This window comes from Halovivax gelatinilyticus (assembly GCF_024300625.1).
Classification (GTDB): Archaea; Halobacteriota; Halobacteria; order Halobacteriales; family Natrialbaceae; genus Halovivax; species Halovivax gelatinilyticus.
In genome coordinates this window covers 2357230-2369786 of sequence record NZ_CP101322.1, presented here as the reverse complement: position 1 = coordinate 2369786, position 12557 = coordinate 2357230, and the positions used below count along the sequence as shown (strand labels likewise).

Annotated in this window: 15 protein-coding genes; 7 read left to right on the top strand and 8 right to left on the bottom strand. The window is 64.8% G+C overall.

Annotated features, from left to right (window positions below; genetic code table 11):
• The first annotated feature begins 6 nt into the window (after positions 1-6).
• Positions 7-237: a hypothetical protein gene (locus NKH31_RS11155; protein ID WP_254861874.1), complete on the top strand. Its 231-nt coding sequence runs from the start codon at positions 7-9 to the stop codon at positions 235-237.
• A 99-nt stretch (positions 238-336) separates the two neighbouring features.
• Here NKH31_RS11155 and NKH31_RS11150 read toward each other — a convergent pair whose 3' ends face one another.
• Positions 337-876, bottom strand: coding sequence for a hypothetical protein (locus tag NKH31_RS11150; protein WP_254861873.1), 540 nt, complete (start codon positions 874-876; stop codon positions 337-339).
• Between the two features lie 378 nt (positions 877-1254).
• Here NKH31_RS11150 and NKH31_RS11145 point away from each other — a divergent pair, with 378 nt between their 5' ends.
• Positions 1255-1644 carry a hypothetical protein gene (locus NKH31_RS11145; protein ID WP_254861872.1) on the top strand — a complete coding sequence of 130 codons (390 nt, stop codon included), beginning with the start codon at positions 1255-1257 and terminating at the stop codon, positions 1642-1644.
• Between the two features lie 30 nt (positions 1645-1674).
• Here the strand turns inward: NKH31_RS11145 and NKH31_RS11140 are convergent, their stop codons facing one another.
• The gene (locus NKH31_RS11140) at positions 1675-2916 is read right to left on the bottom strand and encodes a hypothetical protein (protein ID WP_254861871.1); all 1242 of its coding nucleotides are present in this window, start codon (positions 2914-2916) and stop codon (positions 1675-1677) included.
• 483 nt (positions 2917-3399) lie between these two features.
• Between NKH31_RS11140 and NKH31_RS11135 the strand changes: the two genes are divergently transcribed.
• The 3 genes from NKH31_RS11135 (at position 3400) to NKH31_RS11125 (ending at position 6525) form a co-directional block, all read left to right on the top strand.
• On the top strand, positions 3400-4782 hold the full coding sequence (locus NKH31_RS11135) for a metallophosphoesterase (RefSeq protein ID WP_254861870.1): 1383 nt from the start codon (positions 3400-3402) through the stop codon (positions 4780-4782).
• Between the two features lie 89 nt (positions 4783-4871).
• On the top strand, positions 4872-5606 hold the full coding sequence (locus NKH31_RS11130; RefSeq protein ID WP_254861869.1) for a Yip1 family protein: 735 nt from the start codon (positions 4872-4874) through the stop codon (positions 5604-5606).
• 58 nt (positions 5607-5664) lie between these two features.
• Positions 5665-6525, top strand: coding sequence for a mechanosensitive ion channel family protein (locus NKH31_RS11125; protein ID WP_254861868.1), 861 nt, complete (start codon positions 5665-5667; stop codon positions 6523-6525).
• Between the two features lie 58 nt (positions 6526-6583).
• Here the strand turns inward: NKH31_RS11125 and NKH31_RS11120 are convergent, their stop codons facing one another.
• Positions 6584-7006: a universal stress protein gene (locus NKH31_RS11120; RefSeq protein ID WP_254861867.1), complete on the bottom strand. Its 423-nt coding sequence runs from the start codon at positions 7004-7006 to the stop codon at positions 6584-6586.
• A gap of 143 nt (positions 7007-7149) precedes the next feature.
• On the opposite strand from NKH31_RS11120, the gene NKH31_RS11115 reads away from it, so the two are divergent.
• Positions 7150-7359, top strand: coding sequence for a DUF8149 family protein (locus tag NKH31_RS11115; protein WP_254861866.1), 210 nt, complete (start codon positions 7150-7152; stop codon positions 7357-7359).
• Between the two features lie 83 nt (positions 7360-7442).
• Here the strand turns inward: NKH31_RS11115 and NKH31_RS11110 are convergent, their stop codons facing one another.
• Entirely contained in the window at positions 7443-8225 is a 783-nt protein-coding gene (locus tag NKH31_RS11110; protein ID WP_254861865.1) for a DUF8081 domain-containing protein, read from the bottom strand.
• A 278-nt stretch (positions 8226-8503) separates the two neighbouring features.
• Here NKH31_RS11110 and NKH31_RS11105 point away from each other — a divergent pair, with 278 nt between their 5' ends.
• Entirely contained in the window at positions 8504-9601 is a 1098-nt protein-coding gene (locus NKH31_RS11105) for a phosphatase PAP2 family protein (RefSeq protein WP_254861864.1), read from the top strand.
• An 18-nt stretch (positions 9602-9619) separates the two neighbouring features.
• Here the strand turns inward: NKH31_RS11105 and NKH31_RS11100 are convergent, their stop codons facing one another.
• From NKH31_RS11100 to NKH31_RS11085, 4 genes are all read right to left on the bottom strand, one after another.
• Complete coding sequence (locus NKH31_RS11100) at positions 9620-9925, bottom strand: hypothetical protein (protein WP_254861863.1); 306 nt, start codon at positions 9923-9925, stop codon at positions 9620-9622.
• A gap of 160 nt (positions 9926-10085) precedes the next feature.
• Complete coding sequence (locus NKH31_RS11095) at positions 10086-10472, bottom strand: hypothetical protein (RefSeq protein WP_254861862.1); 387 nt, start codon at positions 10470-10472, stop codon at positions 10086-10088.
• Between the two features lie 254 nt (positions 10473-10726).
• Entirely contained in the window at positions 10727-11485 is a 759-nt protein-coding gene (locus NKH31_RS11090) for an ABC transporter ATP-binding protein (RefSeq protein WP_254861861.1), read from the bottom strand.
• Positions 11486-11488: 3 nt separating this feature from the next.
• Positions 11489-12556, bottom strand: a complete 1068-nt coding sequence (locus tag NKH31_RS11085) for an ABC transporter permease (RefSeq protein WP_254861860.1) — start codon at positions 12554-12556, stop codon at positions 11489-11491.
• Position 12557 lies beyond the last annotated feature (1 nt).

The window sequence follows — 12557 nt, the reverse complement described above, 5'->3', positions numbered from 1 at the left end:
ACACGTATGGCAGGACGAATACTCAAACAGCTTTCCGGTTATATCGATCGAGGCGACTCGGCGGACGCGGATCGGCCCTCGCGCGAGGAGACGAATCCGTCGGTCGAGCTCTACTCCTGTACGGCCTGTCGAACCACGTACATCCAGAACGACCTCGAAACGTGTCCGAACTGCGAGCAGCGGGTCGAATCGACGCCGCGGTTCGACGAGTTGGGCATTCGAACCGGCGGGAGGTGAGCGGACGGCGTCGTTCGTATGCAGTCGTGACGATAGACCAGCAGGTATCACGAAGGCTCCCGCGCAGCCGTGAGCTATCCGTCGGTCACGCCCACCGCGTCAACTCGGTCCGTCGGCCGGGCCGTGTGGCGAGGCGACCGCGCGGGCGGCCGCGTGGGCCGTCGCGATGTTGTCCTCGGGTAACTGGTAGCTGTCGTGGACCCAGCCGTCGTCGGTGACGTACTTGAATCGGATCGAGATACCGCCGGGAACCTTCTCGGTCGCGTTGAGGTAGAGCCAGACCGCGGCGCCGAGCAAGAGGAGCCCGACGAACACGGCACCCGAGCCGCCCTCGTCGGCACCGTAGACCGCGGCGAAAAAGCCCAGAATCCCAGAGATCAGTGCGAGCAGTATCATCGTCCCGTCGGTCTCGGTGGTCGCGCTGCGGATGTCGACGTTCACCTTGTCTACCGCGCTGAACAGCGTCTCCTCGACCGTCTCCACCGATCGACCGGACGAGGTCGTCCCTTCGTTGATCTCGATGTAGCGCCGGTCGGTCACCGCCACCGTCCGTCCCGTTCCCACGACCGCCGTCTCCACCTCCTCGTCGGGCAACGTGTACCCGTCGAGTTCAGTGGTCGACGCCTGTGTTTGACTCATACAGTCGATGCCGGATTTTGACCGAATTATATAAAATCTGATGGGCGTTTTCCCAAGATTCTGCTCCTGGAGTGGTCAATAACATTGACATCGAAAATATCTCCGCGCCATTAGCAGTTGAACGCAACCCGTTCGTCGAACCAGTGGTTGATTCGGCCCTCTATTTTCGAAAGTAGCGCTGACGAGGAGGATTCGTTTCATAACATTCAGGTGCTGGAGCCAGATACATACACAACCATAATGCCACTAATTACATATACGCATATATTTGCGCAGTAACACAGAAGGGACACCGTCTCCAGCGAAGAAGGGTACGGAATGCCCCGGGTGGTGGAGCACCCGAGACGTGCTTTCGAATCCCACGGAGGATTCCAAAGCATGACCGAATACAGTTCACACACCGATAAGCGGCTCGGCAGTACGGATCGCAAAACACGCCGACAGGAGGTCGAAAGCAACGGATACAGCGATCGCGCCGAGTCGAGCGACCGCGATGACGAGCCCGCCGGCGCGAAAAACGGACCGCGACCACGGGTCGACGGCTCACCCGACGGCCGGAATCCGGATCTGCCGACCATCCGGCCAGAGGACGACGATGAAGAGCCACCGGGCTTGAAAGAACACGGCTATCCGAGACGGTCCGAGTGGGCACCTGACTGTCAGAGGTGTGGCGGACCCGTGATCGGGATCATCATCGCCGGACCGGCCGACAGTCAGATTACGCCCTGCGGGTACCCGGTCGCGCCGGCGTCCGTGTACCTGTTGTAATTCGACGGACGTGAGGACCGACCGTGCCCGTTAGACGGGTTCACAAAGCGCCCACACGTCCGTCGTCGGGTCCAGTCTGTTCGGTTCTCGGCCCCGGTCGGAAAGAATTCCGGCGTGGTAGCACATCGCCTTCAGCTGGAAGACCGTCGGCGAGTGATAGACGGAACCGTCCGTTAACGCCGACTCCTGCAACCTCCCCTCTTCGTCCAGCACCCGGCTGCGAACCGACTCGTCGCCTCTGATGAACAGTTCGATCGTGAACGTGGGATGCTGGGCGTGGAGGTAGGTGACCAGATCGGGAAGGGTCGGCTCGGGAATCCCGTCGTCGTACATCGCCTGGAGTTCGGTCACGAGGAGCGTCGTCGCCCGGTAGTCGTAGACAACGCGACGGGCGAGTTGCCCCCAGAGCGGCGCCTCGTCGGCGAAGCGTGACCGGCTATTCTTCCAGGGTTCGAACGCTTCGAGCGCCGCCGCCACGGATCCGTAGTTCGAATTGGCGAACCGGACCACCTCGCGACCGAGCCCGGTCAGCTCGGTGAGCCCGTTTCGCTCGCAGAGTAATCCGAGAAACCGCGCGCCGCGTTCGGATCCGGCCACGTCGCCGACGACGTACTTGCGCTGGAGTGCGGCCGTATCATCGGGTGCGTACCACGAGAGGACGTATCCGAGGTAATTCTTCGGGTGGTTCAACGAGAACGACTTCTCGGCGACGCCCCGCGCGCTCGCCTGAAACCGGATCGCGTTCGCCTCGCTCGTCGTTCGATTGCCGACGACGCGCGGGACCTCCAGCGGGGAGACGTCACCGCTCGGGTTCACGCCGAGAACGCCCACGTTGAGTTCGCGCGCCAGCGTTCGATCGGACGGCGTTATCGTCTGCGCCGGCGCGGCCAGGTACGCGACGTTCGCCTCCCCCAGGCGCTCGTGGGCCTGGACGATTCCGCGTTCGGTGTCGACCCCGGCGTCCGTATAGCCCTTCGCCTCGACGACGATCAACGGCGGCTCGCGACCGAGTCGGTCGACCGAGTAAAACTCGGCCTCGAGCGCCCGAACGCCGACGAGATCCGGATACCCGCCGCCGACGCGGACGTGGTTGAACGGCGAGAGACGCTCCCGGGTCTCGCGGGGAACCGGCTGGCCGGGGAGCCACTCGGCCCTGGCGAACTGGGTGTCGACGACGGCGTAGGACCCCTCCGTCGGCCCGTCGGGAAAGAGCGCCTGCTTCGCGTGCGCGAGCACGTGTGGTTCGGAGAGCGAATCCGCCGAGGTGCTCATGTCGTCTCTGACCGAGACGACCACCAAAAACGTTCGTACTCCAGCGGGTTCGCCGAGCCAGTGGTGCGAACGAAGACACGTAACCGATCGAGGGCCACCGGTCGAAGCGAGTGTCAGCGGGTGGGCGCGTCGAGAGTCGGACGGAAGTGTGGCCCAGGTTACGGGAGAGATAACCGGAAGCGAGGTGCCCATCGATCGAATCGTGGCACCAGGTGAGCACCTCGCCCGGGCCACGGAGTGATAATATTCTAGTGCCACTATAAGAATATTACTTTATGGTTCCTCACGGCACATCTGGGGAATATCGGTCGAGGTTGCCGTCCCGCTCTCACCCTCTATGTCGATCGCGATTCACCTATCCGTGTCAGTGCCGGACACCGAATTCTCCACCACGACGAGAAGTGTTCGCGGCCACACGGCCCCAACTCCGACGCATATCCCGACAGGAAAAACCTATGGGGCCGGGCCGAAACACCTGTTCCAATGGGAGGGCCCGACGACGGAGTCAGCGAGACCGGCGACGAACGTCACGACGACGATCGCGTCTACTACGTCATTAGCGACCTCCACATCGGCGGCGACGAGCAGTTAGAGGAGGTTCCGTTCCTCGACGAACTGCTCGAGTTCCTGGGAGAACTGGAATCCACCGACGAGAACGCCGAACTCGTGATCAACGGCGACGCGTTCGGGCTCTGGGAATTTACGACGATCGAGGGGATCGAGAAGTTCGACGCGCTCGAAGCGAGCTACCCTCGGCTGTTCGAACAGTTCCGAAAGACGGGCGAGAACGTCCCGATCACGATGCTCCCGGGCAATCACGACCACGAACTGGCGGCCTACGACGAGTACGTCGAGCGCTTCGCCGCGTACAACGTCGACCTGATTCAGGACCCGTCCGTTAGCCGTCCCGTCGGCGACGCGGCCATCCACTTCGAGCACGGCCACCAGCGCGATCCCAACAACCACATCGAAGACTGGGGCAATCCGCACGCCTCCCCGCTCGGCTACTACTACAACACGCACGTCACCAGCCGCGCGGGCCAGCTCTCCGATCGCGGCCGGTTCAACTGGCTCAAAGACGTCCAGGCGGTGACGCCAACGGAGTGGATGCCGCTGTGGATCCTCTCGAAGTACGTCTACCGGGAGATGAACCCGATCTTGCGGTACGCGCTCGTGCCGTTTCTCTTCTTGCTCAACATCAGCGCGCTAGTCGCGATTCTCGTCGGGCTCGACTGGCTCGGCATCTACGGCATGCCAATCGAAGCCGTTCAGACGTTTCTCGGACAGTTCGGCCTGGCAGGAACCGCCATCTACGGCATCATCGCCGCGAACGTCATGATCGCCGGCTTACTCCTCCTGCTCGGCGTGCCGCTTTACCTGATCAAACACGACATCAGTCGAACGATCGATCGGTTCGGCGTCTTCGAAACCGACCTGACCGTCGACGCCAGCGCGCCGTACGAGACGGCCGCCCGCGAGCTATTCGAAGACGAGCCGGAGACGGCCGTCTTCTGTTACGGCCACACCCACCGACCCGGCGTCGAGTCGGTCGACGGCGGCCTGCTCGTCAACACGGGGACGTGGCTCAAACGCCTCCACCGACGTGACGGTATCACCGGCTTTCTCCCGCCGGTGTTCTACCCCTCCTACCAGCTGTGTGCGGTGCGAATCGCCCCCGAGGCCGACGGGATCGCCGTCGAGTACGAGGCCATCGAGAAACCGAACCCCGCCCCGGAAGAACTCACGCTCACCGAACGGCTGCTCACCCTCGGGCGAAAACCCAACCCGACGCTGCCCGACCGAACCGTCATCCAGCCGAGCGCGCGAGCGGAGGCGGCGCCGAAACGGGCGTCCGAGGCCGACTGAACCGTTTCGGGTGACCGGCGACCCGACCGGTTGAATTACGTTATCTTTGATCGGAATTATAATACTGTTGGAGTGTTAATGTAACGGTGATGGTTCCCGCCCTCTCTTCGCTCTGGAACGGCCTCGTCCGGCCCGAATCGTACTTCGACGATCGACCGCCCGCCGAGACGCTCGGCGTCGCGTTCGCAATCGTGGCCGTGTTCGCGTTCGCCCTGGCGATAAGCATCCTCACGATGGGCACCGTCCTCGCCGACTCGACCGAAATCACGGAGACCGTCGACAACCCGGATCGGCCGTCGGAGGCCATCTGCGAACAGTACGGTGACGACCCCCACTCGCCGTACGGCGATCGGTGCGACGAACCCGAAACGATCGAACGAGACGGGAGCGACGCGATCATGGACGCGGTCAGTGGGTACGCCGGAATCGGCCTGGTCTCGACGTTCGTCCTGTGGGTGCTCGCTGGTGGCGTACTCTACGCCGGCGGCCGCCTCGCGGGCGGCACACCGTCGTTTCGCGGATCGCTGGCGCTGGCCGGCTGGGCGGCGCTTCCCGAGTTCGGTCGGCTGGCCGTCGGCCTCGGTGGCCTCTGGGTCGGCCTCGACGGCGTGACGCTCACGGATCCCGAGAACGCGGTCGAAACGCTGCGCGTAGCGATGGAGCCGATCGATCCGATCCTCGTGTTCGTCTCGCTTCTCACGGCGGCGATCCAGTGGCGGCTGCTTACCGGCGGAATGATCCACGAGGGTGAACTCTCCCGACCGGCCGCCGCGCTCTGTACCGGCGTTCCGCTCGGACTGTTCGTGCTCATCAGTCTGGCCTGAATTCCACCAGTTCGACGACCAAACGCCTAACTATCGGTAGAACTGAGGGTCACGAGAGATGTTCGTTCCACTCGAAGTCGACGAGGCGCTCGACCCCGAGACGTACGTCCCGTTGGCCGTAGACGCCGCGATCACGATCGCGACGTTTCTCGTCGCGTTCGTCGTCGTTTACTCGCTAGGAAAGCTGATGGGAGTTCGCCTCGTCCGTAGCGGGCTCGAACGGCGAGGCTACGAGCCGGCAATCGTCAACACGGCCGTGCGAGTGACGGTCATCGTGGCCGCCGCGGTCGCCCTCGCGCTGGGCGCGACGATCGCCGGGTTCGGCGTGGTTCTGTCGGCGTTCGCCATCTTCGGCGGTGCCCTGGCGTTGGCGGTCGGCTTCGCAACGCAGAACCTCATCGCGAACTTCGTCGCCGGGATCTTCATCCTCCAGGATAAACCCTTCTCGATCGGCGACTGGATCATGTGGGACGACGGCGAGGGCCGCGTTCGCGACATCAAACTGCGCGTGACGAAAGTCGAGACGTTCGATAACGAACTCGTCACGGTTCCGAACGCCGATCTCGCCGATTCACCGGTTACGAACCCCGTCGCGAACGATCGCGTCCGGGTCCGGTACGACTTCGGCATCGGCTACGACGACGACATCGATCACGCGCGCGAGGTAATCCTCGACGAGGCTCGCTCGCTCGACGCCACGCTCGAAGCGCCCGCCCCGTCCGCACCGGTCGTCGACCTCGGCGATTCGGCCGTCGTCCTCTCCGGTCGGCTCTGGATCGATCCAACCGAACACGGCTACAAACCGACGCAGTTCGCGTTCGTCGAGGCCGTCAAGAAACGCTTCGACGCGGAAGGGATCGACATGCCGTATCACAACACCGAACTGTCGGGTGCGATTTCGGTGGAGCAGACGGCCTGAGGCACCGTAATCTCGAAACGCCAGTTCGGCCGCGAGAAGACGGTACTGGACCGCGCGCCTACTCGGGTTCCGGATTCGGCACCGTCAACACGGGCACGGTCGAGTTCTCGAGGACGTCCTCGGCGACGCTGTGATCGAGTACGCGGTCGAGACCGGTGCGGTTGTCGGTCCCCATGACGATCAGGTCGAAGCGGTGTTCGGCGATGTGATCGCGGATCTCGTCTGCGGCCGGTCCCTCGCGGACCGTCGTCGACGCCTCGACCCCGGCCTCGGTCGCGCCACGCTTCACCTCGCCGACGGCCTCCTCGGCCTCGGCTTCGGGGTCGGCGCGCATCTGATCGCGCTGGACAGCGCCGGCGGACTCGACGACGGAGATGGCGTGAACGGTCGAGTCGAGTTCGCTCGCGAGGGCGATCGCGTGTTCTGCCGCCCGGCGTGCGGTCTCGTTCCCGTCTGTCGGAACCAGGACGTGATCGTACATACGCCCACAATGGACGAAGCGCCGGGTATACGGAGACCTTGCATAGCCAACCCGGTCGAGTCACCCCCGAAGGACCGACTCGGCAGCTCCAACGACCCACCTAACCAGTGCAGTTTTGTCCCTGCCTGACAACCACTCGAATAATGAGCGACGACGAGCCCACCGTGCCGATCGTCTGCAGCGAGTGTGAGACCACCTCGCGCGTCCCGCTCGACGCCGTCGCCGAGAGCGTCGAGCGCCACAACGACAACCACCACGACGGCGAGACGATCGCCGAGGTGGACCCGGACCTCAAAGCACAGCTCGCCGATCTCGTCGTCGAGGATCTCGGACTGCTGGAAGAAGAACCCTGAGCGACGGTGAGGTGACCGAGACGACCGTCCAGCCGGGCCACCGGCCGGGCGAGCCGAACACCGGGGCGGTGGTACCGTCTTTCCTATCCCGACAGCCCGGTCTCGCCGATCGATCGGATCGTCAAATCGTACGACTGCGGGATCTCGGCGAGGTCGACGCGGACGATGATGACGTCCAGTTTCTCGTCGCGTTCGGCCAGCCGCTGCATTCCGGCTCGCTGGTTGCGCTCGAAGCTGGTCGAGCCGTGTTTCACCTCCGCGACGTAGCGTTTGAGTACCGAACCGGCGTCTCCGGCGGCGTCGTCCGTCTCCCGTTCTCTGACGGTGAACGCGACGTCCGGGTGCCAGCCGCCGTCGACGTCGGGATCGAGGGCGCCGACGCGCTCGGGATCGTCGTCGACCACGACGCGGAGGTCGTCGGGATCCAGGTCGAGGTCGCGCGCGGCGTAGGCGACGATCGGCGGCGGATCGAACCGGTAGGCCGTAAAGAGGGATTCGGCGAGCGCGCCGACCTGCTGGGCGCGGGCGTCGAACGTCCACCCGGTCGCCGGATCGCCGCGCGAGGCGAGGTCGGGTCTGGGATCTCGCACCTTCACGAGGTAGGCGTCCACGTCGGCCGGATCGTTCGGCGCGGGCGCCTGAAACCGAAGTCCCGGGCAGTCGACGGCGTGGATCAGCTTCGCCACGGCGTCCGCACGACCCTCGTAACTGAGTACCTCGCCGGCACTCTGACGTAACGTTTCGATCTCCGGGGCGGCCGCACACGCAGAGCGCTTTAACGCAACGCGAAACGGCGAGGCGTCCGGCACCCGGCCGGCTTCGTCGACCTGATACGGCTCGCCGGGCCACTGGTCCTCCCAGCTCATCGTCTCCACCCAGTGTGTGCCACCACTATGAGTGTCCCGCTTCCGGTGGTGTGCCGGGATTCGACGCTTCGTCCGTTGTCGGCGTAACCGTCTCCAACGACCGCCGAGACCGTAGGTCTGCAGGCCTATCGCCCGACCCATCGACACCACTGGGTATTCGACAATCGTCACTCAGGCCGGTCGAATCACTCAATTCGTCACACCGTCAGGACTCCATCATAGTCACCAAACATGTCAGATGCAAATACATACCCCGGTCCGTCCCGTCACGAACGGACATGTGGTTCGACTCGGACTTCGTCAGGGCGGCCGGCGAGCTCTCCCCAACGTGGCTGATCCTGACGCTCGCCGTCCTCTCGTTCCTCGGGAGCGCCGTCCTCATCGTGCCGATGGTCACCGCGTGGTACCTCCGGGGCGATCGGAACGTCGCCGCGCCAATGCTCGGGGCCGTGGCGTTCCTCTACGCGGTGATGACGACGTCGAAGGCGTTCGCGTCGACCGAGCGCCCCGGCGTCGAGCCGCCGATCCCGGTCGCGGAGGTCCCCCTCGTGTTCCGGCCGATCTACGACCACGCGGCCGTCCTCGACACCGGAAGCTTTCCGAGCGGCCACGCCCTCGCCGTCTTCGTCTTCTGGGCGCTGCTGGCGATCGAATTGGACATCGGAACGCGAGCCCGGCGGTGGGCGACCGTCGCCGGGATCGTCGCGATCGTCGCCGCCTCGCGGATCGTTCTGGGCGCCCACTACCTCGGCGACGTCGTCGGCGGGTTCGTCGTCGGTGCGCTGGCGCTCGTCGTGATACAGCTCGCCAGAACGCACGTTCGCGACCCCACGGCGGCGCTGTTCGGGTTCGCGTTCGTCGTCGGTATTCTCGGCACGCTCGCCGGCGGGTCGAGCCCGCCGGTCGTCGCCGGCGCGGCGATCGGGGCGCTGTTGTGCTGGCGGGCCACCGAGGGGGCGACGACGCTGCCCGAACGCGGACGTCACGCCGAAGCGGATCACCGTAACGAGAACGAATCACGGAACTGCGTCGGTCAGAGAGCCCGTTTGCGACGGTTCGCCGGTCGAGTCGCGACCGGGTTTACCGTCCGAATCGCAGCCGCCGTCTCCGCGCTCGTCCGCGGGATCGATATCGCGGCCACGCGTACCCGACGGCGCTCGCCGCTTCGTCTCGCGGTGACGTGGGGCGCAGGCGGCGTGCTCGCGCTCGGGGCGATCGGCGTCGTCGGCGCGACAGGAGCAACGATCCCCTCGGCGTCGCTGCTCGCTAAGCTGGACAACCCCGTCGTAACCGCCCCGGCGGCGGCGCTCGGCGCGGCGGCAGTTATCGTCGCGCCGACCGTCGCATCGATGTCCGATCGCGACGAGCGGTCGTGAGAAACGGCGTCGAAGGACTCAGCCGTCTACGATTTCGGCGTCCTCGCCGTCGCTCGTCTCGACGGAGACGGTCAGCACGCCGTTGTTGTAGACGGCCTCGTGATCGTCGCCGAACGTCCAGTCGGCGGACGGGGTCCGGAACGAACGCGTGTCGGTCCCGTCGTGACCGTCGATGGTGACCTCCAGGGTCTCGCCGCCGACGAGGACGGTGAGATCGTCGCGCCCGGCGGGTGAGACGTCCACGACGACGTCGACCCGGTCGGTCGCCGAGTCGTAGTAGTACTGGGTCGGTCGGTGCTCGGATTGTGGAGGGGCGATTGACACGAGCGGTAGTCCGTATCGGACCCGCCTCACTCGTCGGGTGAACGTGTGCAGGGTTGATAGGAGCCGGGGAGGAACGTATGCAGGGTCGATAGGAGCCGGGGAGGAACGTGTGCAGGGTCGATAGGAGCCGGGAAGAATCGAGCGACGAAGCGATCGTCAGCTACGGCGAGAGTAAGAACAACACCGCGAGAAGAACGACGACCGCGAGGACGAGCGACGCCTCCACCCAGGTCTTGTACTCGGGATCGGCGAACATGCGGATCCAGTCGTCGAAGACGTCGTACAGCAGCGTGAGACCGAACAGCACGTGCGCGGCGACGGCGATCGCGAGCACCTGGCCGATGGGCTCGCCAGCGTCCACTTCGGTGAGGATGGTCAGCATCACGGGGAGCAAGAGCAGGTAGGTCACGCCGAGCGTCGTCAACGCGAGAAACTTTCGGTAGCTCCGGTCGAGCGCGTCGACCCGCGGCACGAGATCGGCGACGAAGTACGCCACCGCGGCGATCGTCAGGAGCGACAGCACCAGCGACGGTTCGGTCTCTATCATGCGTGTTGCTGGATCGGACAGTCACTATAGCGTTCCGGTGACGGGGTCGGCCGTCAGGGCGGATACGGCCATCGCCCGACGGTCACGGGTGGTCGAGGTGCCCGACGGCTCGCGCACGTCGATCGGCTCAGGTTTCGTGCCCGCGAACTGGTCTCCGCGAAACGACGTGTCGCAGGCGTGAATCGAACGTCAGGGATTGCATTCTTCGATTCTCACAGCGTGACAGTCGCCTCGGACAGCGACCGTTCTCTTACTCACCCGAAAAATCGCCGATAGCGGGCGACGTCGGGATCGTCGGGCGGTCCGTCGGCGCGAATCTCGCCGTCGAAGAGGATCGTGATGCGATCGTACAGTCCCTCGAAGGCGGCGGCGTTGTGCGAGGAGACGACGATCGTCCGGTCGTCGTCGCTGTAGTCTTCGAAGAAGGCGAGGATCTTCCGGCGCGAGTACTCGTCGACGTCCGCGAGCGGTTCGTCGAGCAGGAGGACCGTCGGTCGAGAGAGAAACGCGAGCGCGAGGTCTAACTTCTTACGAAAACCCCCGGAGAGGTCGCCGGCACGGCGGTCGACGGCCGGTTCGAGACGGAGTTCAGAGAGCAGCGTCTCGATCCAGTCGACCGGCGCCGGATCGTCGTCGAGCGAACGAAAGACCGAGAGGTTCTCGCGGACGGTGAGCTCGGGGTAAAACCGGGGCTCCTGAAAGCTGTACCCGACCGCGTCGGGCGGTCGCTCGATGCGCCCCGCCGTGGGGTTCGATAGACCCGCGATCACGTGAAAGAGCGTCGTCTTTCCCGAACCGTTCGGGCCGATCAGTCCGTGGACGCCCGGCGTGACGGTGAGCGTGATCCCGTCGAGTGCGACCGTCTCACCGTAGCGCTTGGTGAGTTCCTCGATGACGATCGACTCGTCAGTCGGGTCCTCGACGGTCGCCTCGACCGCCGAATCGGCTTCCAGGTCGGCCAGCTCGGCCGCGTCGGCCGGGGCGTTCGTGGTGGGGAGTGGTCCGTCGGACATCGATCATCGCCTCCGCGTGTAGTACTGGATCGATAGCCAGCAAACGAACAGGCCCGCGAGGGCCGATCCGAGCAGTATGAGGACGTAGTCGGCGTACAGCGTGGCCGGCGTATCGCGTAACATACCGCTTCGAGTGGTGATGGTCGCGTAGTGCGTCGGCAGCGCGCGGGCGATGGCCTTTCGCGTCGTCGAGAAGAACCCGACCGGATAGACCAGACTCGAGAGGCCGACCAGCCCGAAGACGAGTCCGACGTTGGCGAACAGCGCCGACCGACCGAGTCGAAGCGCGAACAGAATCGCCAGGCCGACCGCCGAGAGGAAGACGAACGTCAGCGCGACGGTCACGAGGGTCAACGGCGAGAGAATCGCCATGTCGAAGCCCATCCACCGTCCGACCAGACCGACGCTCACCACCGGAACCGTCGTCAACGCTCCGTAGAAGAGGACTTTGCTGGCGACGACCGTCTCGAGACGCGAGGTGGTCTGGAGCCGATCTAACACCAGCCGCTCGCCGCGAACCTGGTACGGTACGAAGACCATCGCGTAGACGAAGATGAACGCTACCAGCGCGGCCGCCATCAGGTACTCCGTCAGGACGCGATCTTCGTTCATCCGCTCCTGTTCGACGGAGACGTCCGCCGGGAACTGCCGGTCGAGCTCGGAGTCTAAGATGTTCGCCGACATGTTTGCCGGCTCGGAGAAGGGAACGATCGTCCGGTCGGAGACGACGGTGAAGTTCGCCGGTTCGCCCTCCTCCGACAGTCCCGACGGCACCTCGATGACGAGGTATACCTCCTCGCGTTCGAGTCCCGCTTTCGCCTCGTCCATCGAGTCGTAACTCACCGGTGTCGCGAAGAATCTGACACCGGTCCGAACGACGGCCAGTTCCTCGTCGGTCGTCTCCTCGTCGGCCGCGACGACGCCGACGGGAACGTCCTCGGGGATCGTCCGTTCGTAGACGCCGGTGACGCCGGCGAGCATCGCCGGAATGAGGATCAGGAGGACCACGAACAGCCCGACGTTCCGTCGGACGGTCAGCGCCTCCTTGCGAAGCAGCGTCGGGAGATCCACG